This window comes from Sphingomonas sp. 3-13AW, assembly GCF_049311085.1.
Classification (GTDB): Bacteria; Pseudomonadota; Alphaproteobacteria; order Sphingomonadales; family Sphingomonadaceae; genus Sphingomonas.
This window is the reverse complement of sequence record NZ_JASNVZ010000001.1, coordinates 344,728-371,159: the sequence shown is the minus strand read 5'-3', so window position 1 is coordinate 371,159 and position 26,432 is coordinate 344,728. Positions and strand designations below refer to the sequence as shown.

General features: G+C 63.2%; 50 protein-coding genes and 1 tRNA gene. 50 read left to right on the top strand and 1 reads right to left on the bottom strand.

Annotation, left to right across the window (positions count from 1 at the left end; genetic code table 11):
• The first annotated feature begins 51 nt into the window (after positions 1–51).
• The 48 genes from QP045_RS01980 to QP045_RS01745 all read left to right on the top strand — a co-directional run bounded on the left by QP045_RS01980 (position 52) and on the right by QP045_RS01745 (position 23,227).
• Positions 52–765, top strand: a complete 714-nt coding sequence (locus QP045_RS01980; RefSeq protein ID WP_422513275.1) for a hypothetical protein — start codon at positions 52–54, stop codon at positions 763–765.
• Between the two features lie 56 nt (positions 766–821).
• Complete coding sequence (locus QP045_RS01975; RefSeq protein ID WP_422513274.1) at positions 822–1,190, top strand: hypothetical protein; 369 nt, start codon at positions 822–824, stop codon at positions 1,188–1,190.
• Between the two features lie 52 nt (positions 1,191–1,242).
• Entirely contained in the window at positions 1,243–1,665 is a 423-nt protein-coding gene (locus QP045_RS01970; RefSeq protein WP_422513273.1) for a hypothetical protein, read from the top strand.
• Positions 1,666–1,709: 44 nt separating this feature from the next.
• Entirely contained in the window at positions 1,710–2,132 is a 423-nt protein-coding gene (locus QP045_RS01965) for a hypothetical protein (protein ID WP_422513273.1), read from the top strand.
• A 70-nt stretch (positions 2,133–2,202) separates the two neighbouring features.
• Positions 2,203–2,562: a hypothetical protein gene (locus QP045_RS01960; protein ID WP_422513272.1), complete on the top strand. Its 360-nt coding sequence runs from the start codon at positions 2,203–2,205 to the stop codon at positions 2,560–2,562.
• A gap of 109 nt (positions 2,563–2,671) precedes the next feature.
• Entirely contained in the window at positions 2,672–3,049 is a 378-nt protein-coding gene (locus tag QP045_RS01955; RefSeq protein ID WP_422513271.1) for a hypothetical protein, read from the top strand.
• A 187-nt stretch (positions 3,050–3,236) separates the two neighbouring features.
• Positions 3,237–3,614, top strand: a complete 378-nt coding sequence (locus QP045_RS01950; RefSeq protein ID WP_422513270.1) for a hypothetical protein — start codon at positions 3,237–3,239, stop codon at positions 3,612–3,614.
• 356 nt (positions 3,615–3,970) lie between these two features.
• Positions 3,971–4,435 (top strand): hypothetical protein, encoded by a 465-nt coding sequence (locus tag QP045_RS01945; protein ID WP_422513269.1) that lies wholly within the window; start codon positions 3,971–3,973, stop codon positions 4,433–4,435.
• A gap of 12 nt (positions 4,436–4,447) precedes the next feature.
• Positions 4,448–4,927 carry a hypothetical protein gene (locus QP045_RS01940; protein ID WP_422513268.1) on the top strand — a complete coding sequence of 160 codons (480 nt, stop codon included), beginning with the start codon at positions 4,448–4,450 and terminating at the stop codon, positions 4,925–4,927.
• A 52-nt stretch (positions 4,928–4,979) separates the two neighbouring features.
• Positions 4,980–5,864: a hypothetical protein gene (locus tag QP045_RS01935; protein WP_422513267.1), complete on the top strand. Its 885-nt coding sequence runs from the start codon at positions 4,980–4,982 to the stop codon at positions 5,862–5,864.
• An 82-nt stretch (positions 5,865–5,946) separates the two neighbouring features.
• Complete coding sequence (locus QP045_RS01930) at positions 5,947–6,330, top strand: hypothetical protein (RefSeq protein WP_422513266.1); 384 nt, start codon at positions 5,947–5,949, stop codon at positions 6,328–6,330.
• A 28-nt stretch (positions 6,331–6,358) separates the two neighbouring features.
• On the top strand, positions 6,359–7,384 hold the full coding sequence (locus QP045_RS01925) for a hypothetical protein (RefSeq protein ID WP_422513265.1): 1,026 nt from the start codon (positions 6,359–6,361) through the stop codon (positions 7,382–7,384).
• Between the two features lie 29 nt (positions 7,385–7,413).
• Positions 7,414–7,731, top strand: coding sequence for a hypothetical protein (locus QP045_RS01920; RefSeq protein WP_422513264.1), 318 nt, complete (start codon positions 7,414–7,416; stop codon positions 7,729–7,731).
• 72 nt (positions 7,732–7,803) lie between these two features.
• The gene (locus QP045_RS01915) at positions 7,804–8,094 is read left to right on the top strand and encodes a hypothetical protein (RefSeq protein ID WP_422513263.1); all 291 of its coding nucleotides are present in this window, start codon (positions 7,804–7,806) and stop codon (positions 8,092–8,094) included.
• 39 nt (positions 8,095–8,133) lie between these two features.
• Positions 8,134–8,583, top strand: coding sequence for a hypothetical protein (locus QP045_RS01910; RefSeq protein WP_422513262.1), 450 nt, complete (start codon positions 8,134–8,136; stop codon positions 8,581–8,583).
• A gap of 10 nt (positions 8,584–8,593) precedes the next feature.
• Positions 8,594–8,896 (top strand): hypothetical protein, encoded by a 303-nt coding sequence (locus tag QP045_RS01905; RefSeq protein ID WP_422513261.1) that lies wholly within the window; start codon positions 8,594–8,596, stop codon positions 8,894–8,896.
• A gap of 12 nt (positions 8,897–8,908) precedes the next feature.
• Positions 8,909–9,148: a hypothetical protein gene (locus tag QP045_RS01900; protein ID WP_422513260.1), complete on the top strand. Its 240-nt coding sequence runs from the start codon at positions 8,909–8,911 to the stop codon at positions 9,146–9,148.
• Positions 9,149–9,198: 50 nt separating this feature from the next.
• Positions 9,199–9,846, top strand: a complete 648-nt coding sequence (locus QP045_RS01895) for a hypothetical protein (RefSeq protein WP_422513259.1) — start codon at positions 9,199–9,201, stop codon at positions 9,844–9,846.
• Between the two features lie 49 nt (positions 9,847–9,895).
• The gene (locus QP045_RS01890; RefSeq protein WP_422513258.1) at positions 9,896–10,285 is read left to right on the top strand and encodes a hypothetical protein; all 390 of its coding nucleotides are present in this window, start codon (positions 9,896–9,898) and stop codon (positions 10,283–10,285) included.
• On the top strand, positions 10,282–10,692 hold the full coding sequence (locus QP045_RS01885; RefSeq protein ID WP_422513257.1) for a hypothetical protein: 411 nt from the start codon (positions 10,282–10,284) through the stop codon (positions 10,690–10,692). Before QP045_RS01890 ends, QP045_RS01885 begins: the two co-directional genes overlap by 4 nt.
• A 23-nt stretch (positions 10,693–10,715) precedes the next feature.
• Positions 10,716–10,937, top strand: coding sequence for a hypothetical protein (locus QP045_RS01880; protein ID WP_422513256.1), 222 nt, complete (start codon positions 10,716–10,718; stop codon positions 10,935–10,937).
• 53 nt (positions 10,938–10,990) lie between these two features.
• Positions 10,991–11,146, top strand: a complete 156-nt coding sequence (locus QP045_RS01875) for a hypothetical protein (RefSeq protein ID WP_422513255.1) — start codon at positions 10,991–10,993, stop codon at positions 11,144–11,146.
• A gap of 57 nt (positions 11,147–11,203) precedes the next feature.
• Entirely contained in the window at positions 11,204–11,524 is a 321-nt protein-coding gene (locus QP045_RS01870) for a hypothetical protein (RefSeq protein ID WP_422513254.1), read from the top strand.
• Positions 11,525–11,532: 8 nt separating this feature from the next.
• Positions 11,533–11,610 (top strand) — tRNA-Ile (locus QP045_RS01865).
• Positions 11,611–11,743: 133 nt separating this feature from the next.
• Positions 11,744–12,190 (top strand): thermonuclease family protein, encoded by a 447-nt coding sequence (locus QP045_RS01860; protein WP_422513253.1) that lies wholly within the window; start codon positions 11,744–11,746, stop codon positions 12,188–12,190.
• Positions 12,191–12,236: 46 nt separating this feature from the next.
• Entirely contained in the window at positions 12,237–12,704 is a 468-nt protein-coding gene (locus QP045_RS01855; protein ID WP_422513252.1) for a hypothetical protein, read from the top strand.
• 97 nt (positions 12,705–12,801) lie between these two features.
• Complete coding sequence (locus QP045_RS01850; protein ID WP_422513251.1) at positions 12,802–13,392, top strand: hypothetical protein; 591 nt, start codon at positions 12,802–12,804, stop codon at positions 13,390–13,392.
• A 112-nt stretch (positions 13,393–13,504) separates the two neighbouring features.
• On the top strand, positions 13,505–13,765 hold the full coding sequence (locus tag QP045_RS01845) for a hypothetical protein (protein WP_422513250.1): 261 nt from the start codon (positions 13,505–13,507) through the stop codon (positions 13,763–13,765).
• Between the two features lie 29 nt (positions 13,766–13,794).
• Entirely contained in the window at positions 13,795–13,959 is a 165-nt protein-coding gene (locus tag QP045_RS01840; RefSeq protein ID WP_422513249.1) for a hypothetical protein, read from the top strand.
• Between the two features lie 128 nt (positions 13,960–14,087).
• Complete coding sequence (locus QP045_RS01835; RefSeq protein WP_422513248.1) at positions 14,088–14,360, top strand: hypothetical protein; 273 nt, start codon at positions 14,088–14,090, stop codon at positions 14,358–14,360.
• Between the two features lie 62 nt (positions 14,361–14,422).
• Complete coding sequence (locus QP045_RS01830; protein ID WP_422513247.1) at positions 14,423–14,674, top strand: hypothetical protein; 252 nt, start codon at positions 14,423–14,425, stop codon at positions 14,672–14,674.
• Position 14,675: 1 nt separating this feature from the next.
• Entirely contained in the window at positions 14,676–14,846 is a 171-nt protein-coding gene (locus tag QP045_RS01825; RefSeq protein ID WP_422513246.1) for a hypothetical protein, read from the top strand.
• 15 nt (positions 14,847–14,861) lie between these two features.
• Positions 14,862–15,044 (top strand): hypothetical protein, encoded by a 183-nt coding sequence (locus QP045_RS01820; protein ID WP_422513245.1) that lies wholly within the window; start codon positions 14,862–14,864, stop codon positions 15,042–15,044.
• Positions 15,045–15,088: 44 nt separating this feature from the next.
• Entirely contained in the window at positions 15,089–15,439 is a 351-nt protein-coding gene (locus tag QP045_RS01815) for a hypothetical protein (RefSeq protein WP_422513244.1), read from the top strand.
• Positions 15,440–15,668: 229 nt separating this feature from the next.
• Positions 15,669–15,938, top strand: a complete 270-nt coding sequence (locus QP045_RS01810) for a hypothetical protein (RefSeq protein ID WP_422513243.1) — start codon at positions 15,669–15,671, stop codon at positions 15,936–15,938.
• Between the two features lie 295 nt (positions 15,939–16,233).
• Positions 16,234–16,575: a hypothetical protein gene (locus QP045_RS01805; protein ID WP_422513242.1), complete on the top strand. Its 342-nt coding sequence runs from the start codon at positions 16,234–16,236 to the stop codon at positions 16,573–16,575.
• Positions 16,576–16,667: 92 nt separating this feature from the next.
• Complete coding sequence (locus QP045_RS01800) at positions 16,668–17,090, top strand: hypothetical protein (RefSeq protein WP_422513241.1); 423 nt, start codon at positions 16,668–16,670, stop codon at positions 17,088–17,090.
• A 247-nt stretch (positions 17,091–17,337) separates the two neighbouring features.
• On the top strand, positions 17,338–17,601 hold the full coding sequence (locus tag QP045_RS01795; RefSeq protein WP_422513240.1) for a hypothetical protein: 264 nt from the start codon (positions 17,338–17,340) through the stop codon (positions 17,599–17,601).
• Between the two features lie 32 nt (positions 17,602–17,633).
• Entirely contained in the window at positions 17,634–18,485 is an 852-nt protein-coding gene (locus QP045_RS01790) for a metallophosphoesterase (RefSeq protein ID WP_422513239.1), read from the top strand.
• A gap of 43 nt (positions 18,486–18,528) precedes the next feature.
• Positions 18,529–18,927 (top strand): hypothetical protein, encoded by a 399-nt coding sequence (locus QP045_RS01785; protein ID WP_422513238.1) that lies wholly within the window; start codon positions 18,529–18,531, stop codon positions 18,925–18,927.
• A 110-nt stretch (positions 18,928–19,037) separates the two neighbouring features.
• Positions 19,038–19,832 (top strand): hypothetical protein, encoded by a 795-nt coding sequence (locus tag QP045_RS01780; protein ID WP_422513237.1) that lies wholly within the window; start codon positions 19,038–19,040, stop codon positions 19,830–19,832.
• A gap of 168 nt (positions 19,833–20,000) precedes the next feature.
• Positions 20,001–20,312, top strand: a complete 312-nt coding sequence (locus QP045_RS01775) for a hypothetical protein (protein WP_422513236.1) — start codon at positions 20,001–20,003, stop codon at positions 20,310–20,312.
• Positions 20,313–20,509: 197 nt separating this feature from the next.
• On the top strand, positions 20,510–20,809 hold the full coding sequence (locus tag QP045_RS01770; RefSeq protein WP_422513235.1) for a hypothetical protein: 300 nt from the start codon (positions 20,510–20,512) through the stop codon (positions 20,807–20,809).
• Between the two features lie 50 nt (positions 20,810–20,859).
• On the top strand, positions 20,860–21,252 hold the full coding sequence (locus QP045_RS01765) for a hypothetical protein (protein WP_422513234.1): 393 nt from the start codon (positions 20,860–20,862) through the stop codon (positions 21,250–21,252).
• A gap of 54 nt (positions 21,253–21,306) precedes the next feature.
• Positions 21,307–21,789, top strand: coding sequence for a hypothetical protein (locus tag QP045_RS01760; RefSeq protein WP_422513233.1), 483 nt, complete (start codon positions 21,307–21,309; stop codon positions 21,787–21,789).
• Between the two features lie 39 nt (positions 21,790–21,828).
• Positions 21,829–22,320: a hypothetical protein gene (locus QP045_RS01755; RefSeq protein ID WP_422513232.1), complete on the top strand. Its 492-nt coding sequence runs from the start codon at positions 21,829–21,831 to the stop codon at positions 22,318–22,320.
• 238 nt (positions 22,321–22,558) lie between these two features.
• A complete protein-coding gene (locus QP045_RS01750) occupies positions 22,559–22,864 on the top strand; it encodes a hypothetical protein (protein WP_422513231.1) in 306 nt (101 codons plus the stop codon).
• An 81-nt stretch (positions 22,865–22,945) separates the two neighbouring features.
• Complete coding sequence (locus QP045_RS01745) at positions 22,946–23,227, top strand: hypothetical protein (protein ID WP_422513230.1); 282 nt, start codon at positions 22,946–22,948, stop codon at positions 23,225–23,227.
• A 77-nt stretch (positions 23,228–23,304) separates the two neighbouring features.
• On the opposite strand, the gene QP045_RS01740 is transcribed toward QP045_RS01745, so the two are convergent.
• Entirely contained in the window at positions 23,305–24,483 is a 1,179-nt protein-coding gene (locus QP045_RS01740) for a hypothetical protein (protein ID WP_422513229.1), read from the bottom strand.
• A gap of 979 nt (positions 24,484–25,462) precedes the next feature.
• Between QP045_RS01740 and QP045_RS01735 the strand changes: the two genes are divergently transcribed.
• Together QP045_RS01735 and QP045_RS01730 are read left to right on the top strand one after the other, a co-directional pair.
• A complete protein-coding gene (locus QP045_RS01735) occupies positions 25,463–25,855 on the top strand; it encodes a hypothetical protein (RefSeq protein WP_422513228.1) in 393 nt (130 codons plus the stop codon).
• Entirely contained in the window at positions 25,855–26,352 is a 498-nt protein-coding gene (locus tag QP045_RS01730; RefSeq protein ID WP_422513227.1) for a DUF2726 domain-containing protein, read from the top strand. The genes QP045_RS01735 and QP045_RS01730 overlap by 1 nt, the downstream gene beginning before the upstream one ends.
• The last annotated feature ends 80 nt before the right edge of the window (positions 26,353–26,432 follow it).

Sequence of the window (26,432 nt, the reverse complement as noted above, 5' to 3'; positions counted from 1 at the left end):
CTTTCTTTGCAGCGACCTGCTGAAGATGCGTGCAGCCTGAAGGAGAGGAAAATGACCGAGCAGACCGTCTTCGCTAAGCGCGAGGCATCCCTTCGGTACTGGCTCCACGGCCGCGGCTACCATGACGCTCTGCGCGCACTCGATCTGATGAAGCTCATCCACCGCGGGACACGCAAGGACGGGACCACCCCGGAGAGCGACCACCAGATCGAAATGGCGCTTCACGCATCCCGTCTGCCTGGCGTGCGTGACATGGAGCGTCTGATCATCGTGATCCTGCTCCACGACACAGTCGAGGATTACGCGCTGTCAGAGCAGACCATCGCTCTCCTTTTCGGCAACGTCGTTTCCGAGGCCGTCGCCTGCGTCACCAAGAAGATGCCGGTCCTTCAGGGCGGGGTCGAAATCGATATCTCGTACCTCTCCAAGGACGGCTCCCACCTCGTGATCCGGCTGGACGGCACCAAGGTTGGTGCGATCGAGTACGACGAAGACGAGCTCTTCATACGCATGGGCCTCAACCCCCTCGCCAGCCTCGCGAAGGCGATCGACCGGTGCAACAACCAGCGGACCATGGGCGGCGTATTCAGCCGCGAGAAGCAGCTGAGCTACGTCGATTTCACCGACGCCCGCATTCTGCCGATGCTGAAGCTGGCTCGTAGGCGCTTCCCGGATCAGGAAGCGGCATACGAACTTCTCAAGCACATGCTCACCACTCAGGCTCGCCTTGTGCGGTCCTGGGCGACAATGCTCCAGGCCGCCTGAACCCGTCTCGGCGGGACTCCCCACCACGACGCTCCGCAATCTAAAGGAACAGGACCATGCGCCTTCAGCGCTGCTGCATCGACGCGCCCGTCGTCGAGCAACGCTGCGATCAACAGCTTCGTCGCTACCTCGATCTGCGCCAGGCCACGCTTTACCTTGGCAAGGGCACCGTCCCCTTCCGGGCAGACGTGATCGTTACCGGCATCGACTGCGACCATTTCGGTCCGCTCCTCCGCGCCGGCGACATCGTCGAGGCCGATGTGGAGATCGCCGACGACCGCTACCGATTGGTCGACCGTCACCGCCGCCAGCACGCGGAAGATCGGGCGTATGCGTCCCAGCAGGCGCAGGATGCTGAGCAGGCTCAGGCAGATGAAGCTCACACGCTTGCGGTGGATCTCATCTGGCGTGCGCAACGCGCCTGAAGTCCGGGACCCGGGATTGAAGATGTAAGATCCTAGGGAAGGGAAAAGAGAAATGTTCACCCCTGCGCAGCACGCCGCAATCGCAATCGTTCACACGGTTCCGTCGTTCCTGAGCTCCGAGACGATGCCCGTCATGTGCGAGGGCAAGCTGATCGGTCATATCACGAGCGACTATGTCGATGAGTTGCTGGCCACCGCGCGCAACCATCCGGCGAAGCCGGTGCTGGAGATCGGCGAGCGCACTTCCGGCGGGGTTCACACCGGCGTCATCCCAGCAATCGCCGTCGTCGTGGATAACGGTGAAGACAAGATGGAAGTCACCATGGACGGACGCTCGATCACCGTTGAGATGTCGATCCCCGGCGAATTCATGTCGATCTTCGACAGCTACGGCCAAGAGGTAAGGTTCGATCTCAGCATGGCGGATGCAATCATCATTGCAATGCAGACGCTGAAACAGCGCGCACACAGCTGAGCGTTCATCGAAAGATGTAAGATCCTAGGGAAGGGAAAAGAGAAATGTTCACCCCTGCGCAGCACGCCGCAATCGCAATCGTTCACACGGTTCCGTCGTTCCTGAGCTCCGAGACGATGCCCGTCATGTGCGAGGGCAAGCTGATCGGTCATATCACGAGCGACTATGTCGATGAGTTGCTGGCCACCGCGCGCAACCATCCGGCGAAGCCGGTGCTGGAGATCGGCGAGCGCACTTCCGGCGGGGTTCACACCGGCGTCATCCCAGCAATCGCCGTCGTCGTGGATAACGGTGAAGACAAGATGGAAGTCACCATGGACGGACGCTCGATCACCGTTGAGATGTCGATCCCCGGCGAATTCATGTCGATCTTCGACAGCTACGGCCAAGAGGTAAGGTTCGATCTCAGCATGGCGGATGCAATCATCATTGCAATGCAGACGCTGAAACAGCGCGCACACAGCTGAGCGTTCATCGAACGAGAAGATCCGCGTCTGAGCGGGCGTATGCAGAGCATTCCAGGGAAGGAAAAATGATATGAGCAACAGCGCACTGGACGTGACCTGTTCCTGCAGCATCGGCGATGATCTTCGCATCTACGGAAGCAACGCCGCAATATCGCGCGTCCAGGAACTCTACGGTCGTCGTGATCGTCGCCTGGACGCTGGGCTGCCCCGCAACCGTCGGGTCGAGGACAGTCGCGCTCGCCTCGGCACCGAGTGCATGAACATCGGTCGGCTGGGAACGGTCGAGGAACTGGTCGTCACCGGCAATGCCGACGCGATGTCGCGCATGCAGGCGATCTATCTCGCTGCCAGCCGTCGTCGTGCATCGGCGGCCCGCCTTACCAATCTCGGCTGCCTCACCACGCGCGGTTCCACGCTCATCGCTGCCTGATCGAGGCGGCTCAACGTCACACGGCGGGCATCAGCCCGCCGAGAAGGTGCCTTCGAGAGAAGGTGAAATGCCCCGTTTCGGGGAAGGGAAAATAGAGAAGGAATTCGACATGACGAACACCAACACCAAGACCAGCAAGCCGATCCCCGCCTCGGTCGAAGCGAACCGCGCAATGTTCCGCGATCTGGGCGCTGCCAACAAGGCAGCCCGCGCCCAGAAGCACGCCGATCTGATCGCCAGCCAGAAGGCGCTCGGCCTGGCCAATCGCGAGCAGCGCGCCATCTCGCACGCTCAGCTGATCGAGAAGCAGAAGGCGGTCGGCGTCGCCAACGCGCCGCTGAAGGCGCAGGCCCGGCAGGAGCGCATCGACGCCGCGGCAGCGCGCAACGCGCAGATGTCGGTCGAGGCCGCTGAGCGCAAGGCTGCCCGCGTCGCTGCTCACAACGACCGCAATGCGTCGATGAAGAAGGAAGTTGCCGCCGCTTAAGCGATCGGCCGGTGCCGCCCTCTCGGGGGCGGCACTCCTCAGGAGCGCACGTCGCCGCCAGCCGGAGGCGCGCTCGTACGCATCACCATCCGCACTGCGGACGTGCGTTCCTGTGGAGTGCCAAGGTGCTTCAACAAGCAGAAATGTGTCCCCCTAGGGGGAAGGGAAAACAGAGAAGGAATTCAGAATGACCAATACCAAGACCAAGACCAGCAAGCCGATCCCCGCCTCGGTCGAGGCGAACCGCGCAATGTTCCGCGAGCTGGGCGCTGCCAACAAGGCAGCCCGCGCCCAGAAGCACGCCGATCTGATCGCCAGCCAGAAGGCGCTCGGCCTCTCCAATCGCGAGCAGCGCGCCATCTCGCACGCTCAGCTGATCGAGAAGCAGAAGGCGGTCGGCGTCGCCAACGCTCCGCTGAAGGCTCAGGCCCGCCAGGAGCGCATCGACGCCGCGGCAGCGCGCAACGCGCAGATGTCGGTCGAGGCCGCTGAGCGCAAGGCTGCCCGCGTCGCTGCTCACAACGACCGCAATGCGTCGATGAAGAAGGAAGTCGCGGCCGCGTAAGCGGCTAAGGCAGGAGCCGCCCGGAAGGGCGGCTCCCCTTTTTTGCCGTCACTGAAGAAAAGCAGCTTCCCTTCAGACCTTGCGACACATTCCCGCTGCTGGGGATCGATGAACAGAAACAAAGGGAAGGGAAAAACATGGAGATCACGAGCCACTCAATCCGCGCGGGTCTCATTCCGCCGGCAGCTCTCCGAGACTTCGTCCAGCCGTACGGGCTCATGGATCATGATGAATTCCGCTTCCAGAGACTCGAAGTGGGGATCGCGGCCAAGGTCCGCGCAGCGACGTCCTATCTCCTGCGTCCGGCTCCCGGCAGTCCCGCGGCTATCCTTATGGCGGCGATCAGACAGAAAATGATGGCCATCCCGATAGAGACCGCCCTGGGCGCCTCCCTCACCTCGGTAAAGATGACCCGGTCGCCCGCAGACGAAACCCGCCGCGCGAAGACCAACGCGACGTTCACCTATAACGACGGCTTGGCCGTCACTCGGTGGGTCGACTGGGGCGACCACGGCCTCACGCTTCTGAGCATGGACGGCACGCCGGCCTTCTACACCGTCATGACTTCCGACGCCTATTTCGACAGTCGGGCGGCCGCCAAGAAGGCAGGCGTGTCCTTCACGATCGTAGATCGCCTGGAAGAACTTCCCGAACACCACCTCGACGAACTCGTCGGAGATATCGATGTTCGTCGATTGGCCGCCTTGCCCCGTCGACGGCTTGAGGAAACCCACTCGGCCTCCGAGCGCTTTTCCCTGAGCCAGCTCTATGCCGCACCTCCTTCGCCCGTCGGCCGGGCACGCCTTGGCCGACGCGCCTGATCGGAAGCAGAGATGAACGTCAAAAAGTACTACCTCGGGGAATTCGTCGAATTGGGCGGCCTGGCGCTTTTCCTCATCGGCAACCTGACCTTGCTGATCTGGTTGTGGTCCACCCATCCGACCAGCGACATGCCTGCGCTGATCCTCTCCATCGGCACCTTTACCGCGCTCATCTGCATCTTTCGCATGACGGTCATCGTGCGGATCCTCCTCCGCCTGCGCCGCACCGCCGCGGCCGTTCCACAGCCGAAGCGAACATCCCAGCCGACGCAGCACGTGGTCAAAGCCCCCAAGCCCACCGGCAGCGTGAGCTGGTCTGAGAAGGTGCGTCGCGAGGAGCAGCTCTCGCGCGAGGACAATGCGGAAGAGCGCCGGAAAGCACGCATCGCGGCCCGTTTCGACGAAGCGGATGCGAACGTGCGCCGCTCTCGCGAAGAGGAGGAGAAACGCCGGCGCAACGCGCTCACCCGTGGAAACACGCGCCGCAAGTAAGCGAGCCTGCCTCTGGAGGTTGCAGGAGTTCTGTAAGGGAAGGGAAAAGAAGATGCGCACAGTCCGACGCACCGCGAACCTCGCGCATCTTCAGTCGCCCCGGGTCACCGACAGTCAGCCGACGAGCGATCTCGCGGGGGCCATCGCTTCGCTAGGCGCCGCAACCCACGGCGCGATCGTGGCCATGCGGGTGCGTGGTGCCCTGAACGACAGCCTTGAAGATCTCTGGCCTGGCCTTGCCGCAGAGGTTCACGCGCGCAAGGTTGCGGGTATCTCCGTGTTCGATCCCGGTCCGGAAGGCCCGTATCGCCACCCCCAGCACGTGCTCGATGAGATCACTGAGCAGGCCAAGGCTTCCAAGCCCCGCAAACCACGTGCGCCCAAGGCCGCCCAGCACGCGAAGGTTGCGGAGCCGGTCGAAGCTATCGACCCCGTCCCGGAAGGCAAAGCGCGCAAGGCGCGCGCATGCGGGGCGGACAAGCCCATCGCACGCAAGCCGCGCAAACTGCGCGATCCCAACGCTCGCAAGGCGCGGCGCGCCGCATCTGAACCCGCGACGTCGGTGCCGCTGGCGTCCGCTCCGCCCGTTGAGGCACGCGAGATCGCGCCCCGGCCAGCCGCACGGGCGATCCTTGGCCGCCGCTGCGTCGAAACTACCCCGTTGCCCACCGCCGCCAAGCGAGTGATCGAGGGTGCCGCAGTTCCCACCTCCATCACCGGCATCGTTACCGTCTCCGGTAGCTTTTCCGCTTCCACCGGCGACGCCCTCGTCATCGACATCGAAGGTCAGAACAACATCGCGCGTGGCGTCGTGGTTTGGGCCGGGGCTCTTCAGGACGAGGTACGCGCAGCCGCCGGTCGCCGCGCCCACCTGAACATCCGTCAGCCGAGCAATCCCCGCTTCAAGCCTTCGGTCGCGGCCATCTCGGCCTTCTGAAGCAGTTGCCCCCAGCGGCGGTGGCCACCAGCCGCTGGCACTATTCCTGAAAGGGAGCAGCGGATCCCCAGGGAGATGGAAAATGAAGAAGTACGATCGCGATTACGCGATGCTGATCGCGCGCACCGTCCGCCAGACTGTCGATTTCCACCGTTGGCGGCAGAACCTCGCAGAGTGGAACGCCCTGCTGGGCCTCGAGCGCGCGCTTTCGGTCTCCGTCCAGATCGGTCAGTCCAAGATCGAGGCGATGCAGGACGGCCTGATCGCGACCTACGCGTCTCAACTCGTATCGCTCGCTCAAGCCGCCTACCAGGCCGGCCGCATCGCCGACGTCACCATGAACGAGGAGCAGTTGTTCGCCAGCGAGCGGACGCGCGTTCTCGATGTTATTGACGTACGCCAGGCGGCCAGCGAAATTGTCGACGTTTCTTACCTCAGGCGGTCTGCTGAAAGCCTCGCCGCCTGAGCCACGCTATTCCCCAAACGGGGCCATCTTGTACTCAGATGGCCCCGTTTTTTTGTTTCGAGTGCCTCGAAAACAGGACCCGCTGATGTCGCAATCGCTCGAATCCATGTGGTTGTTCGCAATGCGCCAGGCCGCGCGAATTTCTCTCGAATTCGCCGCCAATGATCTGGGCGATCCAGCTGCGGCACACCTCTGGCGTGAGCACGCGTACACTTTGAGCCTTCAGCCGCAGACCCTGACCGCCATGCTGGTCTTTAGCCGGCCTGAAGCTCAAGGCGAGTTGCCGGGCGCGGGCGAAGGCGCTCTTGCGTTCGACTACCTGCCGTACGTCCTCGCTTCGGCAAATCGCCGGAATTCGCTGATCGATGCCAGCGTGCGAAGGGCTGTCCTCCGCCAGATCCGCGGACGACAGCGTGACGCGGAAATCGCACGCGTGTCCCCGGGTTCGGTCAATCCTCCATGGGCCTGCACCGTCGACGTCCTGACCTGGTCCGTCCTCTCCCACTTCCTACCGGAAGCAGAAGTTGCGGCGTTTGTTTCGGAAACGCCGGCTGCTTCGGAAGACGCGGACGCACTCCGCCGCGCGAGCGTGTCGCGCACCTGGCAAGCTCAGGGTCCAGAAGCCCCGACCCTCTTTTACTGCCACTTGACGCCGGGAGCCGGCGACGTCGCGACCGACGGACTTGAGTTCCGCCTTGGAGGAGAGGGCTCCCACAGGGTCCGGATCGAGTCCGCCCCGCACCATGATCGGGTATTTGTTGCAATCCGTGGGCTCAGCCTTCCCGAGACTATGATGGCCCGTGCGATGGGACGTCCGCTCTCCACGTTGCTTCAAGATCCCGTTCTGCGACCAGCCGCTGAGCACCTGACCATCCAGGACGTCTCGAACCACGTCCACGCCGGGGAGGCACTTCTGTCGATTACCTGCAACAAGGTGGTGATCCGCTGCGCGCCTGCGCCGGCAGGCGCGACCTTCGCATGGGAAAGCCTGCACGATCCGGCGGCACCGATCGAGAAGTCGACCCCGGTGCTCGCTTTCGGATGCCTGCCTTGAATGCCCCTCGGGGTGAAAAGGAGAAGCTTATGCGCCGTATCACCAAGGTGGACGTCACTCGCCTGACGGAGAGCTGTGGTCGCATCACCTACTTTGTCCGCCTCACCACGGACGAAGGCTTCACGCTGGAACCGGCTTCCTTCGCGAGCCACTGCGTCTACGACGATCTCGACGGCCGCCAAGGTCTTCCAATCTCGGAAGCCCGCGATCGCGCCCTCACCATGGCCGCTCACTGGGCTGACTTCATGCAGATCGAGGTAACACCGTTCTACGAGGACGGTGTGCTGTACGAGCCCGAGCTACCGCTCGAAATCTACGCCGCTCAGCGCGAAGACCGGGCAGCGTAAGTCGGGCCGTCCGGCGGCCAAGGGGCTCCCTGTCGGAAAGGAAGACGAGATCTTCCACGAAGGGAAAATGAAATGGCTGCCATCCACCAGCAGATCGCCGCCGCCGAGCGCCACTCCCAGGCGATTGCGCGCTGCGCGAACCGCCATGAGCGCTTCATGTCCGCCATCGACTGGCAGCAGATGACCGGCAGCGAGGCCCTCGATGCCCTCGAGCTCGGGACCAGCATCGGGCATGACCTCGCATCGGCTCAGCGGTGGCTGGCCTATCTCCACCAGATGGAGGCGCTCGGGTACTCCAGCTGCCTCGACCAGGTCCCCTACGACCCGTCGATGCCCTTCTGCATGGGCTATCCTCTTAACTGACCGAGAGAGCATCTGCCCACAACGCCAGGAATTCGTTCGATGATCACCGCCAGTCTCTCCGTTACCGTACCGGTTATCGACAACACCGCCGCAATGGTCCGCTTGCAGGCGCGGATTGCCAGAGACGAGCTGCTTGCGGGTCGCCGCGCCGAGTTCGCGAGCACGCCACTTGCGTGCCAGGATGCGGTGCTCATCGACCTGATGAGGGACCGCATGCTCGTCGGCGAGCACCAGCTCGACCTGCTGGTCGACCAACTCGATCACCTCTTCTACGAGCACGGCGCCGTCCAGCCGACCCAGGAAAGCTGGGACGCACTCAGCCCTAGCGAGCGCGATATGATGCTGGCGGATTATCTGGATACGGACTGCCGCACAGGCATGTGGGAGTTCAACCCCTGGGGCCCGCTTATCGAGCGCAACAACCCGCTCGCCTTTCAGAGCCGTCGCTCGGCTTCTCCGCCCGGCTCTGCCACGCGCCTGACAAACTGAAAGGGCATCCATGCACCCTCTCCAGACGATCGCGCTCCTCATGGCGGTCCTCCTCCTGGGCGTCGCGCTGCTCGCAACAATCCGGCAGGGCCGGCCCGTGCTGGTGAACCTCCTGTGTCTGTTCGCAGCCGTGCTCACCTACTTCTCCTCGGCCCGGCCTGACACCAGGAGTCCGGATCCAGGCGCCGTTGCTGGCATGCTCTACGGCGTGCTCGTCACGCTGGCCTTCCTCTCCCTGGTTCAGTCCAGCCGCCGCCGGCGGGAGCTTGCCTCAACGGCGAAGGCGCGTCCCGCTCCCCCACTTGAACCCTGAAGGATCAACCCGATGAGCATCGCACCCGAAACGCTCGATGAAGACACGTGGAGCGAGCGCTACAAACCACTTATCAACCCCGTCGACCCGTCGCATGGCTTCGACTTTGGAGACGGCTGCACGCTCGTCCCGGCCTACGGGGATCATCTCGCCTATCTCGCAACCATCCCACCCGAGTCGACGACAACGTCGTCGCGACTGAGGACGAGGTCAGCCACACCGCCGGGACGCGTAGAGCCGAGCGAGCCTTGATACCAGCGAGGTAGATGATCCGCATCGCGGAAGGGAAAAGGAGAATGAGCATGCGTACGAACACCGCAACCTTCCGCCGCAACACCTTCAAGGCCCTGCGCCGCCAGGGCGTTTCGTCCGCCAAGACCCGGCTCCTGGTCGAGAAGATCCGCTACCGCCTGCGCTATCAGGATGCCCTGCCGGTCGGCACCGAGATCCTCGTCTCGATGGACGAAGCCGAGGCCCAGCGCGTGGCTTTCGTCAAGGACGGGCTCGTCCTGGTCTGCCTGGACTGGGACGAACTGCGCGACCTCCAGCCACTGGTCAATACGACGCCGACCCCGCGTCAGCTCGCCCTTTGCGAAGAGATGGAGAGGCTGATCTCCGCCATCTTTCGCACCATGGACGAAGGCGAGCAGGCCTTCGCTACCGAGCATGGCGAGCCACACACCGAAGCCGACTGCGAAGCGCGCCGCCGCTTCGTGAAGGACTTCGCCCCCTACCGTGAGGTCCTCGCAAGCTACGAGGCAGCCAAGGCCGAAAGCCTGGCGATCAACCCCAACGTGGAGGCATCGATCATCGATCCGGAGCGCTCCTCGTTCTGGTACGAATGGCACCGCGAGGCCTTCAACTATCGCCCCAGCGGCTTCCGCACCCTCGCGATGATCGATCGCGAGATGGAGACCATGCCTCGCCACATCGAGGCGGAAGCCGCTTGAGGAGGGGGCCAAGCCCCCTCCCCACCACGAGACCAAAAGGGAGCGCTCCATGAACGCCGAACCACTCAAGCCTGCCAGCATGCTTGCCCCGCAGCCACATCCCGCGCCGGACGTCACACGCGCTGCTCGCCTCATCCTGGCGGACGAGCATGAACGGGTCGGCCGGCTGGAACATGCGGAGTTCCTGCGTGGCGAAGAGGTCCTCCCGTCCGACGGCCAGGACGTGACGGCAATCCGCGCGATGGCAGCGTTCGCTGCTCTGCATCCAGTCCCGCTTCGACCTGCAGCCGGTGCTGCCTCGCCTTTGGTCGGTGATTTCCGCTGCCATCACTGCAAGCACGTCGTCCACGACGTCTTCGCGGCTCCTCAACGTTGCCCCACCTGCCGTGGCCGAGACTTCTCGGCCGTCGCACCTGTTTCCTACCTGGGGTACGTATGAGACAAGCAGCACAGTCGTTCATCTCGACGCGCCCGCTCCTCCCTGAGCGGAACCGGGTGCTGGAGTACGTCATCACCGGGTCGATCGTCGCCTCGGTCTTCGTCGCCGCCATCTTCGGCAAGATCGAGTATCAGCGCCACTCCAACAGGACGCCGGTTGAGCCTTCGCTGTATAGCGACCTTGAGACGCTGATCAGGGTCTGTCCCAGCGTACAGCCAGACGTCCGTTCGGCGATGGAAGACGGATATGTCACGCGAGGCGAGGCTCGCCAGATCCGTGACGCGGCCGCATCTCAGCAGCGGGTGTATCTGGACGCCGTCGCGCGCCGCAGGCTTGCAGTCGCCGTCGGCGCACGTCCTGTACCGCTTCCGGGTCGCTGCGAACGCACGGAGCAGCTTTTGACCTGACCCCTCCGTCAAAGGAACCACCCATGTTCGTTCCTCTGTGGGCGCTGATCAGTCTTTGCGTCCTCGCCGCTCTGCCAGTTCTCGCACTCGGTCTGCTCTTCCATCTCGCGATGCACGACCGCGGCCTGTGTTTCCTCGGCAGGCGCGACATCTACCTGCCCAACCACGTTCTCCAGGAACGCTGGTGCTTCCTTTACGTGCCCGTTCATCGCCGCATCGGCTGTCACAGCCTCGCGTCGCTTTAGCCCTGAAATTCCCTTGCGCTCATTTCGAACAGGATGAGGGAAGGGAAAACAAGATGCCAGCAAGCGCTTACCGGCATGGCCTTCTGAACATCGCAGACCTTCAGGGAAAGGGTGAAGACACCCGCTACCTGGTCCACCGTCTCGCAGCAGCGGCTGGCGTCGACCCCACCACGGTCCAAATCGAGGTCGAGGAGCTTCTCGACCTCTAAGTCACCCCTTCGATCGGAAATTCGCTTCCGATCACCACAACCTCAGGAGGTATTCGGATGAAATACTCCAAGGGCAAAGCCGGCCCCGTGAGCATGAACGAGCTGGAGATCACCTCCGTGCTCCACTGTGGGTCGGGCTCGATGGCCTACGCAAGAGGTGAAGCCCTGCTCCGCAAGGCGAACGGCGACATCAAGGGTGTCACCTTCATGGTGCAGGGATCGAACTACCAGTTCCACCGCGAGCGGCTGGTGCCCGGTCACAAGCTGCGCGTACCGGTCCGCTGGACCGGATCCGGCGCCGTGACTATCGTCGACACCAAGGCACTGGATACATTCCGCGCCGCAACTTCGGCAGCGGCATCGCTCGACGCCGCCTAACAGAATCAGGCCCTGTAGCTCAGTTGGTCAGAGCCCCGGAGTAATGACCCGGGAGGCCGCGAGTTCGATCCTCGCCGGGGCCACCATCCATCGTAAGATCTCTGCAGAGCCCCCACCGCGAAAGCGGCGGGGGCTTTTTTCGTGGCCGAGGCCCGGAAAACAGGCAGTGCACGAGCAATGCCCGGACAGGACGAATTTCGTCAGGGAAGGGAAAAGAAGATGACGTTCCAGCTCGTCCTCGCCGCGATCCCCGTCCTGCTCGTCCTGATCTTTGTCCGCATTGTGCCGAGGAAGGCGACCGTGGTCGATGGCGACACCATCAAGGTGCGCGGCGTCGCCTGGCGTCTCTCCGGCTTTGACGCGCCGGAGTGGAACCAGCCTGGCGGCCGCGCCGCCACCGCAGCCCTGCGTCGCATCGTGCGCCGCGAGTTCGCGATCGCGATCCTGCGCAAGCGCGATCACTATGGCCGACCGCTTGCGACCATTATCACCCTGCGCGGGCCGCTCTCCTGGCGGATGAGCGCCCGCGGTCACGGCTGGGGCGAGGGCATCGTCGGCAAGTTCCTCACCGGCTGGGCCTGGACCTTCCGCCGCGGCCTGTGGCGCCAGCGAGGCCGCAACCCTGTCGTTCATCCGCGTGAGTGGCGCTCGGGGCTGCGGCCCTGAACTTCACTTTCCTGGGGACGAGTATACATTGGAAGGGGAAAATCAGATGACCGATCCGCGCAGCGCAGCCACCGTCGAGGCTGACCTCGACATGATCAGCATGATCCTGAGCGATGTCGACCTCACCCGGCCGGACGATGCGGTATCCGCATTTCCGCTCGCGTCGACGGTCACGGTCGAGTTCGTCTGCATCGGCGAAACGATCCTCAGGGTCGAGGACGCACCGACCCTCGGCTCCGCTATCCGCCGGCTCGGCTCAGCAGTCGCCTCAAATCCGGACCGCCAGTATCTGGAGAGCAGCCGCGTCCTCCCGTCCGACCGCCCGGATGTGCTTCGTATTGCCGTCTTGTTGACGCCCGTCGACATCAGCGTCGATGGTCTGCGCAGGGGCATGTTCGGCACCAGACGCATGCAGGCCTTCGCGTCCGCCCACGAAGGCGTGGATGCCGAGACGCTGCCTGCCGAGCAGGCAGAGGCGGTCAATCTCGTGCGTGACGCGCTCGGGATCGAATGACGGGAGCCTGGTCCTACCGCGCGCCCAAGCACCGCGCTCGATGTTTCACCTGGTCCGCGTTCCAACCGTCCACCGCTCCAGAAGCAGAGACACCAGCATGACCCAGTTCGCAGCAATCATCGTCCTCGGCAAACTGACCGCCACCGCAAACGGCTTTGTCTCGCCGGGATGCGAGATGACGGTCGCCACCAGCAGCGGCGAAGCCACACTCGAAACCATCTTCGTGCCGACGGCCGTCCGGGGAGCGCTGGGCAACCGCTTCCGCAAGGGAGGCGAAGTTGTGCTGATGCTCACGCGCGACGAGACCGGCATCACCGCCCTGTCGGAGGCAACATCCGAGCAGGCTGAGGGCCTCCCGCCCCGCGGCGTCGCGACTTACCCTCCAGCCTTCGTCCCTGTCGAGGGGCAGGAGGTCACCGGTATGCTCGACCCGTGGGCGGGCGACATTTCGTTCACCGCCGCCCATCAGACCCAATTGGCGGACATCTCCACGAACCGCGGCGACTACGTCGTTTCCGGCGTCGGCTTTGACGTGCCCGGTCACGCCACCTCGTTCATTGACCTGCTGGTGCCGGAGCGGTTCTCCGAGGAGGCCATTACCGATATGGTCCTCGGCCAGGATTTCATCGCCGGCCTGACGATGCAGAACGGCCGCCTGGTCATGACCAGCGTCCCCCTGCCTGGATAACCGCCGGGACGCCGGTTCGGGGCTCCTGACGGCATCCACCTTCCTCCCGGCCGCGCGCCGGGAGGAACACTTCACGGGCGGTTTCACGCGACATGGGTCGGGAGGGAAAACAATGCCAAGCCCCATCAAGAAGACCGGCAGGACGGGCTCGCTTCTCACCGCGATGGCGAAGCGCGGCGGCAGCATGACCGCCGACTATCGTGGCTTCCCGCCCTCTCGGATCTTCCTCCCTTTGCGTCGCCGCGGGCTGGTCGAACTCAGTCGCGAAGGTGCGTACAGCACCCACCGCTACAACATCTGGCGTCTTACCCAGAAGGGCTGGGACGCCGCGGGCATGAAGCCGCCGGCGGCTGGCGAGAGCCTCGCCGGCTAAGGTTCACCAAGGGTGTTTCGGAGTCTCCCATGCTCACGCATCCCGACTACGTCGATGACGCCCACGAACTCGCCGCAGACGAGGCATATAGCCGCCCGGCGTGGTACGCCACGGACATGAACGGCCTGGTAGCCGGACCGTTCGACACCGCTGACGAAGCTGAATGGTGGATCACCAAAGCGCTTCGTGTCTGATGGGCGGATACCGCCCCATCCCGAAACTCAGTGCGGCGATCTGCCGCCGTCCCGACCTTCGTCATCGTCTTTTGACGTTCCCTGTCCCACCGGCCTGTTTTCCGGAAAGCTCATCGAAAGGACCACACATGCCTGCATCTCACGGATGGAGCCCCGAAGCGCTTCGGAACTACGAGGCCGATAAGGCGGAGCGCGAAGTTCAGCAGCGTATTGCCGCCTTCCAGGCTCGCGCCGCGTCGATCGCGGAACGCTACAGCAACGATTATAGCGGCTATCTGAGCGAGTACCTCGAACTGTGTCGCGGCGATTCCGATCTCGCCTCGCGGGTGCCCGCGATCAGCGAATTCCTCGCCGAGCAGGAAGAAGAATATCATCGCCTGCTCTTTGATCAGCGCGGGTAACGCCGACGCGACTTCCTGCACCACGGTCCTCGAAGGAGTGACTTTCAAGGGGAGGAAAAGAGATGGTGAAGCTGTTCGATTTCGGGGAACTGCGTGAGTTTCCGGATGCCGACGCAATCGTCGCGCACTTCTCGCTGCAGCCCCTGTCGCCGGCTGACTTCAGCGGTATCAAGGCCGCTTCCGATGCGGGCTTTCCGCTCCACGCGGCTATCGATCCGTACACCGAAGAACTCCAGGACCTGCGTGTCCTGCTGCTGGAACCCAGCGCGGCCGAGCTGGACGAAGAGCTTGCCACACGCCGCTGGGACATTTGACGTGGGCATCGCCGCCCGGGCTCCGCGCAGCCGAAAGGCTGCCCGCGGGCTCTTCGTCCTGCGGGCGATGCTCGCCGCCAAGCCGAGCAAGATGAAGCGCGCGCGCAAGCGCGCCTACAAGCGCTTCCGCAAGCTGCACCCCAAGGGCAGCACCAGCTGGCTCACCATCTGACGAGGACCTCCGACCATGCGCACGTTCAACATTGTGGCGCTCTATGCGCTCTCGTTCGCGTTCCTCTGGGCGGGTGTTGAACTCGGCCCCCAGGCAGGGTGGCCGAAGACCGGTCTGGAAATCCAGGGCTGCGCGCTGCTGATCCTCGGCCTCATCCTCAAGAGCACCGGCCACTGGCAGTTGCTCGCGAGAATGTGATGCCGGCCCGGATGAGCATAGACCCCTTTGGGAAGGAAAATAAGATGACCGACAACCGCTTCGAGCAGGGTGTCATGCTCCTGTGCACGGGCATCATGCCCCCCTGCGTTGCAGCGATCGCGATCGCTGGCGTCGGTGGCTACGTGAGCCCGTTCACGGCCATCCTGTTCGCCGCACTGGGTGCCGCCGGCTTCTTCCTCGCACTCTCGGAAGTTCGTCAGGCTGCCGCGCAGCGCCGCCCTCGCGTCCTCGTCACCAAGGTGGTGCGCGTGGACCCTCCGCGTCTGACGTGGGGCGAGCGCATCCGCCTGTCGGAAGAAGGCCCGGCCGCCCGCCGCCAGCCGGCGAACGTGCACACCGTCGACTTCCGGACCCCCAAGCGCAAGGCCTCCTGACCGGAGCCCGAAGCCCGAACCCCTTTCTCGCCAGCATTCGCCAGCGCTGTCTTTTTTCTTCGGATGAAGGACGTGTAGATTGCATGGAAGAAAGGAAAATAAGATGGAAACTGTCGGCGCCGTACTCGCTCTCGCGTTCGCATTCGAAGCTGTGACTGGTATCGGTCGGGCGTACCTGGAAGCGCGCATGGGTTATTGAACCACCACCTCACCCACTGGGATTACCCGCATGACCGATATCCTCCCCCAGCGCGACGTGGTGGTGACGCTGTCCGATGATACCGGCGTCACCTGCTGCTCCTGGATGATCTCGATACCCGCCTACCTCACGGCTGAGGAAGCGCTCGCCGGATGCGCGAAGCACCTGCTCGAGATCGCGCTCGACGACGGCGATATCGAGCCGGCTGGCACCGCCTGCTTTGCACTTCGTGAGGTCGATCTCGAACGCGATGCCGAGTTCTACATGCAGGAAGCCAAGGCGGCCGGCCTCCCAAACTGATGCAAAGTGCGGCCCGCGCCGCACGTAACGGGGGCACTCCAGTTTCCGGGCGCAGGCGTGCGCACCGCCCGACCGACCGAGCCATTCCAGGATTCAGATCCTGTCCGCGGGGGGCACTCCAGTTTCTTTGGACAGGCCGTCGCACCTAGCGCCTGCCTGATCCGCACATCTGCTCCCGCGGCGCCGCGGGGAGCACTCGCTTTTTAGCGCCCGCCAGGAAAACAGACGAGCCGCGCAGGGCCTCCTCCCCCTCAGCCTGAGCGAAGTGATTGTCTGAGGTAGAGAGGAAAACAAGATGAGCCACGCACTTCGCGCGCTGTTCGAGGTCGGCCAGTCCACCCATCGTCCAGCCGTCGTCAGTCAGGGCCTCCTCGACTGGGTCGCAGACCAGGGACGCGTCGTAATCGTCCGCCTCACCCTGGACTATTGCCCCCTCACGGACGCCACGCTTCCGAGCCCGTCGCGTCGCATCGAGACGACCGCCGACGACGCCGATCATGCGCTCTCGCTGCTCTCCGAACTCTACGATCAAGAGGAGCAGAGCTGCTCCGACGATCGGTTCGAGATCTGGGATCGCCACGGAAAGATCCCTGCGCCTGTCGATCCCACCGCACCGTTCGCGATCGCCCCCTTCTGAGCGAGACCCGTCGCAGGCACGCCCCCAGGGCGCGGCAAATCGCTCGCGCCACCCCTCCATATCCCGCCCCACTTTCCGATGAAGGAACCGCGATGACCCCAACCATTGTATCCCCCAACAAGGGCTTCCCACTCCTCGATTCCCGAGACTTCGGCCGAGCCGAAACGGTGAATGTCGAGGTCATCCTGACCTTCGAGCACGGGCAGGAGTTCTACGACGTTGACGTGATTGTCGACGCCACCGCGACTGATTTCGACACCGTCGAGATCGATGTGATCGCACAGATCCTCGAAGCCTCCGGCCGCGACCTGTCGGACCTCGCCAAGATCTCCCTGTGCTACATGATCGGCGAGGCGCGCCTGGGCCAGGACGCGCCGCTCAACGCCATCGTCGACCACCTCATTCGCTTCTCGGCGAAATACTACTTCCAGCCGGACCAGCGTGATCCGCACGAGCAGGCGCTCGTCGACGCACTCGGCATCGCCTCTGCAACGGCGAACCTCAAGGTCGCCTGACGATCATCGTCGTCCTGATTGCTGCTGCCCAAGGCGGCAATCAGGACGTCCCCCTTCGTCCATGAACAAGGCGCTCGAAGCCGCCAAGCGGCTCCGCGCCAGGCGCCGCATGCCCGCCTGCCAGAGATCCGTTTCAACACCGATCCGCCCGCCCGTCCTGATGGACCGGCGGGCCTTTTTTCGTGGGCGAGGCCGAGAAAACCGGAGGTGCCTGAGCGGTAGATCTCCTTAGAGAAAGGAAAAATAGATGATCTTCGCGATCCTCGCCGTCACCGCGCTCATCCTCCCCGCTCTCGCTGCTTACCTGGCCGTCGGTATCGTCAGCGGCCCGGTCCTTCTTCGCGTCGCCGAGCACACCTATGATGTGCCGATCGATCATCTGCGCGATACGCCAATCGCCATTATGTGCTGGCCGCGCGTTGCTGCAGACATCATCCTCGCAGCTCCTTTCGAGGTCCAGCCGAGCGCCGTTCAGGACGAGCCCGTGCGCGTGGTAACTCGCCTGGCGTAATGGCCGGGATATCCTTGGGAAGGGAAAAGAAGATGGGCACCAAGACCTCGCCGGCTCCGGCCTATGTTGACCCTGCTGTGCGGGATTATGTCTCCGTCGACCTTTCCAAGGCACGCCGCGTTTTCACCTGCGGCGACCTGCATGGTCGCCTCGATCTGCTCATCGCAGAGCTCGCTCGCGTTGGCTTCGACGCCGACGCCGGCGACTGGCTCATCATGATCGGCGACCTTCTCGATCGCGGCCCCGCGGTTCTCGAAACTCGGGACTTCCTCGACGAGAACCCCCATGTTCTCTGGCTTCGCGGCAACCACGAACAGATCCTGCAGGGCGCGCTGTTCGAGGCGCACCGCACGGACGAAGCGAACGGCTTCACGCTCCTGCGCAACGGCGGCGACTGGCTCATGAACCACGTGCCGGCCGACATGGATTTCGGCTCTGTCATGGCCGAACTCTGCGGCGGCAATTCGTCGTTCGTGTCCGAGGAAATCCTCGACTTCGCTCGAACCCTGGGAGCCGCTCCCGTTGCAGTGCGCGTGCGCACGCCGGGTGGCCGGATCATCGGCCTCGTGCACGCCGATGTGCCCGCCGATGACTGGGCAACGATGGCCCGCGCGCTCCTCTCCGACGACGTAGAAACGCGTGGCCGCATGGCTTCGCGCTGCATGTGGTCGCGGGACCGCATCGCAGACTACCGCCGTCACAAAACGCATGGCGCGCTCGCCGAGTTCGACTGCACGGTCGAGGGTGTCGATCACGTATTCTTTGGCCACACCAAGTCGGCCGAACCCATCACCCACTCGAACTGCTCGTGGATCGATACGGGCGCCTACAAGACGGGCCGCCTCACCCTCGTCGACATCGACGAGTGGGTCGCCGCCCTCTGATCCGCCTGCCTGAAGCCACGCATTCCAGGGGAAGGAAAAGCCCATGATGATGACCCGCACGCAAGCGATGGAAGTCGCCGTCGCCGCCACCCTCGTTGCTCGCCAACATCCCCAACTCGACCATGACGAGATCGGCATCTTCGTCCTTCACGCGCTCGACAAACTGCGCCGTGATGCAGATCTGGTCGTCGCCCGCGATCTCGCAGATGAGGCCTCGCGGATCACCGCGAAGACGTTCGCGGCGACGCCGGCCAGCGGCGCGCCCAGCCGCATGCAGCGGCTCGAGACGATGCTCACCCAGACCGGGCTTCTCGCCGAGGAGATCGAGCGCGAAGAGGGACGTGCCGTCCACGTCCTGCTGCTTGACGAGTCCCGCAACAAGACCGTCCGCGGCGTCCTCGCTCCCACTGTCACCGCCTATCGGCGTCCGGTCGGCCACTGAGGCTGGCCCCATTTTTCCATCCCCAACAAGCCCGCCCGCGGCCGGATCTCCAGCCGCCGGCGTCCCCGCGCGGGCTCCACCCGCCGCTGGCTCCCGCCAAGGACCGACCCATGATCGAACTCGATACCCCAACGTCCTCCGACGTCGCCCAGACACAATCTGCGTCGCTCGTTTCGCCGGACTGCACCGGCCTGCTGGCTCAGACCACGCCGCTCACGAACCGGCTCGCGCTGGCACTCTCTGATATCCTCGACATCGCCGAAGATGGCGAAACGACGTTAGAGGAGATCCGCAAGATCGCCCGCGATGCACTGGCCTTCGACCGTGACAGCATGCGTCTCCGGTTCGACGATCATCACGGCAATCGCTCGTACGTCGAGTTCGTCGACCGGCGCTGGAAGGTGTTCCGCGCCGATGGCGTCGAGACCACCTTCCAGTACTGCTTCGGCTACGGCGCAGACGAATGCGCCATCGAGCAAGACCTCTACGCGGCCCGCACGATCCATTCCGTCCAGAGCGCCGCGCTGGCGCACGTCAACGGGCACCGGGTGGTCCAGGTTGAGGCTGTATCGGCGGATCCTCTCTGGAAAGGTGCGCGCTACAATCACGTATCCTCGCACCCATACACCGAGACGGTCGCCATCCTTCTTGAGGACAGCTGCAGCGATGTCTTCGACGAAATTTGCGATCCGTCCTTCGAGGCGATCTTCGGTGTTCGGTCCAGCGAATTCGACGATCTGTGCCTCTACCCGGTCCGAGCGACAATGAGCGGATCTGCGGAAGAATGGACGATGGAAGTCAGGGCCGTTTCCACTCGCGACACTGTTGATACCAGCCACCGGGTGCTTGTCAGCGGAAGCCTGCAGCTTGGATACATGACCCTCAAGAAAGTCGTCGCCGCCTGACGATCTGCACAGGGAGGCGCCCCATTCGCCTGACGCGAACCGGGGCGTCTCTCCCGTGTGAACAGGGTCTGCTTCACATCACTCGAACCTTCGAAGCAGCCAGGTCACCGGTTGTCATACCTTTCACCTGAAACGTGGATTAAAGCGCCATCGGGAAGGGAAAATCAGATGAAGGACGCAACAGTTTCCGCGGACGCACGCGCCTTGGCGGACCGCATGGTCACCGACGCGGTTACCGCTGCCTATCCTGATGCACTTGTTCCCGCCGGTACCGCCGACGGCGCGCGCGCGGCGTATCTCAGGATGACGGTCGCCAGCTCCTATTACTCGCAGTATATGCGTGCCACGGACCTCGGCTACGGCCCGGATCACGAGATGACGCTCGCGTTTCTTGAGATCGCGGCCAGCCTTTCCTCGTCGATCGGTGACCAACCGACTGGTCTCCGCAGCCGTCCGTTCCACGCAGCCCGCGCAGGCTGATCAAGCGAATAGGACGCCCTCCGCATCGTGCGGTTCAGGGCGTTTCCTTTTCCGCGATGCGGACAAGACCCGCAGGCTTTCTGCTTCGCACGCTTGGTCAAAATCCCTTTCGAGGAAGGAAAAAAGAAGGACCCAGCAGCCCGGCGACATTATCTCCCGGGACGGGGATTGAAGCATCAATGCGAAGGGAAAATGAGATGAAGAGCACGCCAGTATCCGTAGACGCACTCGCCGCCGCGGACCGCATCGTCACGGGCGCGATCTCCACTGCCTATCCGGATGCATCTGCTCTCGCGGACACCGTCTACGGCGAGCGCGCGACGCATCTGAAGATCGCCGTCGCCCTCTCCTATTACTCGCGCTACGCGGCTGCCGCCGATCGCGGCTTCGGCCCGGACAACGAGATGACGCTCGCGTTTCTCGACATCGCGACCACCCTCGCCGCGCCGATCGGCGATGAGACCAGCCGCCTGGTCGACGCAGCCCTCGCAGGCTGACTCTGGTCCCTAAGCTCGGCCGAAGATCTCATTCGGGAGGGGAAAAAAGAATGACCCAGCAGCCCGGCGACATTATCACCGTTCCCTCAGTGGAGCTCGAAGGTGTCGATCGCCTCGCCATCGCTTTCGGCGCTCTCGGCGAGGAGCGCGGTATGCATGAGCGCATGCTAGAGCGCCGCGCAATCAAGGTCGACATGGTCTCACGTGTTGCCCTGTTCGCCCACGGTGACACGAACTTCGAGACCCCAATCCTCACCGTCGAGGTTCCAGCCGGCGGCTTGGACATGGGCCTTCTTGAAGACCTCTGCGACGTCACAATCCAGCACCACGCGCGCAGCCGCGGCGAACCGCCGCACGCGCCGCATGACGCCTGGGATTTCCGCCGCGAGCTCGACACAGTCCAGATCCGCCCAGCTGGCGGCGGCAGCGGCGACTTCGAATAATCGGGGCGCGTGAAACCGCCCCTCTATCCCCGCATCGCATCAGGAGCGCAGCCCGTGTCCACCATCGCAGAACCGATCTTCGCGCACTACCACGGCCACCTCATCGGCCTGCCGGCCGGCCGATATTGGGTCGGAGACTTCGTCCCACTCGGCTTCAACACCGAGACCGTGCACGCCACCGTCGACGACCACTATCGCGACGGCATCTATATCAAGAACGGCGTCGTCGCTGGTGCCTTCTGCCTCTCGCTATGGCCGGAAGCCACCTATGCCATGACGGTCTTCAACGACGATTCCGCCGCGCCCGTCACCATCCGTACGACTGCCCAGGGCCTCACGATTTACCCTGTGGAAGACGACGCTCAAGCGGAACGCCTCCGCGAGTTCACGGAGCAGGGCGTTGTGATGGAATTTCCATCCGGCATCGAAGTCGCACGCATCGGCCGCGAGGACGGCGACATCGCGCTCGATCCTCTGTTCGGCCAGTCGCCTCAGTTCGGCGAGACGGCGAGCATCATCCTCACGCCGTTGCAGTGATCAGAGAAAGGTGCCCCTTCGGGATACAGGAAACATGAGATGACCCGTCTACCAGAGCCGTTCCATCTCACGCTCGACGCGTTCCTGAAGGGGCCAAGCAACGAAGACGCCGACCTCGATGTCGACCGGGTATTCGCAAAGCGCCTGCCCGCCGTTCTCTTCGATATCGCGGAAGACGACCCGGAAGCTCTCCAGCTCTCCGACCGCCAACTGGCGAGCGGATCAGCCTCGCTATGCCGCCCCGGCTTCCGCTTCGTCGGCATCTTCTCCGGCGTGCTGCTGATAGACGATCGCAACCGGATCGTGGGCGCGTATGCAGGCGCCGATCTCACCCTGAAGCCTGCGCTCCAAGGCTTCGGCCTCGGCCGTGAACTCGTTACCGAACGCGCCCTGCGCGATGGCAGTCTGCCGGTATGGAACCTCGACACCCCGGCCTATACGCCAGCCGGCCTGGCCGCCCACCAGTCGGCCTGGCGCCGCGCGCAAGACGATCCTCAAGAGATCGTGGATCGCCTCGCACGTCTCTCATGAGCCCAGGCTACCGAAGCCCATGATCCGTTCAACGGACCCGGCCTGATACCCTGATCGACACCGGCTCGGCCTCGCAGTCGGCCCGCCGTGCTCGCCCATTTTGCACCTCGCACAATCCGAAGTGCCCCGCTCGCAGAGGGTATCATCCGACACCGAACCGGTTGCCGAAAATGCCTTCCGGCACAGCGCACTCGGCCGGTTCCGAGAGGCGCAATTCCCGCGGGGAAAGGAAAAGAATATGGCTCTCATCCATGCCCACGAGTTTCTCGTACGCCTGAGCCAGCACGGCCTACGAGGGGGCTCGCTCGCGTCGCTATTCGCGATCGCCTACGGCGCCCACACCGGCCAACTCGGGGACGCGTTCGTCTCGTATGCCAACGAACTCGGCGCGCCGATCGCCATCATCATCTTCACCGCCATGGTGCTCGCAGCCTTCTACGGAGCGATGCTCGTAATCGCCGCCAGCATCGCGCTTGCGGTCTCAATCGTCCGCACTTTTGCACCATGGGCCCGCCACCGCACGCGGTCCCAGCCGCTTCGCTGAAGCGCCACAATCCCTGTACATTCGAAGGGATCGAATATGCTTCCACGCCCACGCGATAAGGCCGCAGAAGTCGCCGCTCTCATGGGCATGGTTTCCGGCATGACTGTCCGCGATCTCGCCAATGTCGGTGACCCGTCCATCGACGCGCTGGTCTCGGATCTGAGCCTAGTATCGCGTGTGGAATGCATTCCGAATCCGGCGACGATCAGCATCGCCGGAAACATCGTTTCTGCCGAAGCCGAGCTGACGATTCACTACACGGATTACTCATCCGTCACCGTCAAAACCGTGCTGACCGGCGACACCGGCGACGGCCTGCCGGGGCTGAGAAACCTGACCCGCGTGTGCGCCGGGGCAGCCTGATCCAGATGCCAGAACGGCGTCCCCGAACCGTCGGAGACGCCGTTCACTTTATTGTATTTGCAGCATGGAAAAGGGGATCACTCCCCCTTTCGTACCAGCTGTCGAACAACGCCAGGACCGGTCGCCGGGCAGGGCATTACCACGCCCTCGAAATACCCCGGCTGGAATAAGTCGTCGCACTCCTCCTGCGTCATCAGACGCCCGGCCAACAACAGATGCCACGTCTTCACCAGGTTGGCGTCAACGTCATCCGGATCGATGTCACGCCTCAACGCCGTGTACTCCCTGATGTTGGTCCCAGAGCCCCGCTTGCTTATGATCGGATCGAGAGCCAGGTCCTCGAAGTCGCGGTCCCATTTGAACAGTGCGTTCCAGCTGTGCGCCTCCGGGAGCGGCATGCCCAAGACGCTTTCTTCCTCCTCCGGCAAGGCCATCCGATACTCCCACTCATAGGGTATCGGGAAAGTCTGCACCGTCGACCAATACTCCGGTGGAAGCGGGCCTTTCGAGTAGTCCCATTCCTCGCTGAAGCCCTCCGGGATGACGGGTTCGATGACGGGGGGAAGGCTTTCCGAGAACGCTTCCTCCCTCGCTCGGTGATACTCGGCACGCGCGCGTTCGGCGTCCGCCAGAGCCTGCTGTACCTCCTCGTCTGTGATCCTGCTGCCCTTCCCGCGAAGACCCACCGCATCGAGCAAATCCGGGTCAGCGTCCCCGTTCAACAAGGCCACCAATGCATCGATTGCACCGGTCGATAGATCCTTCACCGCTGTCGCCTTTAGCCCCGCCAGATGCAGTCTCAGGATGAACTCCTGCAACCCTTTCGGGACCCTCAAAGCTTCATCGAGCGCGGTCCGCCTAGCCTGCTTCATATCCGCTTCGATCTTCATCGAAAGAAGCATATGCATGGCTACTTCGGAGAGCAGCTCATTCAACACACGCTCATTTAAGTGGCGCCTTTGAGACAAATCGATCAGCTCTTGCTCCGGCGTATCGGCGGTGAGCCACGGCATCCGTTGACCGAATATCTCCTTCTTTTCTTCCTTCTTAACGACCTCATCGAGCCTCTTTTTGACCATCTTGCCGAGAGTCCCAAACCTGTTCTCCAGGTCCCCCTCGAACTCCTCATCAAGTGGCATCGCCTTCTCGCCAGGGAACCCCTCAAAGAGAACTTGCACGCCTAGCGGACCGATGACTTTTGCCGCCTTCGCGTATCTCTCAGCCTTCGAACGGCGACCACGCTTTTGTTGCTGCACGCTTTCTATTCCCAATTTCGGGGACCCCCTTTTTCGCGCCCCGGAATTGGGAACAGAATTCGGGAGCCCTAGACCGCGCCGCCCATCAGGGGCCGGCCCGGACGGCATACACAATGCCATCCTGCATTCGCAATCCCAATTTAGGGGAAATCTTGCCCCGGTTGCATTTCACACCCAATAAAAGGGGGATTTCCGCGGGTTTCATATTTATGAACCCAATAAAAGTTTTTCAGGCGCAATACCTACAATTTGGAGCAAGCTCCAAAACTGTATGCGCCCCTTCGGGGATGGGTCGTGCCTTCAGCACGAGTTTTTGGCGTCCTCACGGTTGCCAAGCGCCTATCGGCGGGGGGACGCGGGCCCTTCGGACCCGCTTCTCTTCCGAGGTGCGTTGCACCTCGTTTTCGGCGATCGCCTCTTTCAAACCGGCGCCCGCCATAAATCCCACCCCGACATCTTCTGCCCACGAGCCTCTAGGAGCCCCGTAGAAGCTGCTTTGCGGGTTTCCGCGGGTCAACTCCGCCGAAGCCATGCTGCATCCCTACAGCCCCGTCCAAAGGCTTCCCGGAATACCGCTAATCCGCGCCGCCCGGTCGGAAGGTTTCTGCTCGCTGGTCTTACGGAACCAGCCTTCTTCTCGCGTTCGAGATCGCGCTAATCGCCGGCCTAAGAACCCGCAGCCTCGAGCCCTTGCCGCGGCAACGACAACGCCCCTTCTGACCGAACCATGGCTCGCGCCACCGAGGCTTTTGCAACAGCCCCTCGTCCGCGCTCCCGACAGACCTCACGCGCTTGAGGCGCGCCTCTCCACGGCCGCCACCCAGCACCATGGTCCATGAAAAAAACGCCACCCCGAAGCATCAGGAAAAGCCATTAAGAGGGATTCCCTAACGCCGCAGTATCGCCCCATCCGTAAACTATGCGTGTCGCGACACTGGCTACGGCTGAAAGGACACTCCATGATGAAATGGAAAACACGATGACGAAGAAGAAGACACGACCCGACTTCACCCGAGCCGAAACATACATGAAGGACCAAGTTCCCTCGCACTCGGACCATGACCGCCGGGATGTCGAAACTACCGCGGCGAGATATCCAGCCACAACGCCGTCCGGACCTAAGCGCAAGCTCGCGTTTCGGATCGCCGGCGCATTCGCAGTGGCCGGAATTTTCCTGATCATCCTGGCTGATCGCTATGGTCCCACGGTTGACGCGATTGCCGGCGTTCTTGCCGCCTTTGCGATCGCCGCGACAATCCACGCTCTTCAGCCTCGTCCGCTGCTGCGCTTCGGCCTCGTTGTGATCGCGCTCGCATGTATCGCAGTGACGTTCGCTGCAGCACTCCACATCCACCTCACGAGCGTGGGGTGATGGACACCCTCCCCGCTCCCATGATTGCTCTGTTCGCTGGCGCCATCGTGGCGACCGTCGGGCTCGGCCTGATCGCCCTGTCCGGGCAATTCTTCCAACGTTCGATCCCGGTCGTGCAACGTCCGGTTCTCACCAAAGCGGAGGCCATCTTTCACGAGAAACTGGTCGAAGCGATTGCGAGGATGGACGGCATCGCCATACACGCGCAAATGGCAATGGGCGCATTCATTCAGCCAGACCCCCGCCTTAAGCCTGCGAAGCAAGTCGTGACCTATCGCCAGTTCAGCCAGTGGCGTCCTGACTTTGTGCTCGTGGATAGATCTTGGCGTGTCCGGCTCATCATCGAACTTGATGACCCCACCCATGATGCCCGGAAGGACGCGAACCGGGATCGACTGACCAGTGCGGCCGGTATCCGCACGGTCCGGTTCGTGAGCGGACGCCACGTCACCGTCGATGAGATCCGTCGGAGGCTGCAGGAAGCGCTGAGCGGATAGATCACCTGTCCCCCACGCATGGCCGCGATAAGGCCGCTGATCGCACACGGGCGCCGGGCACCGCTCGCGCTCCCTGGCAT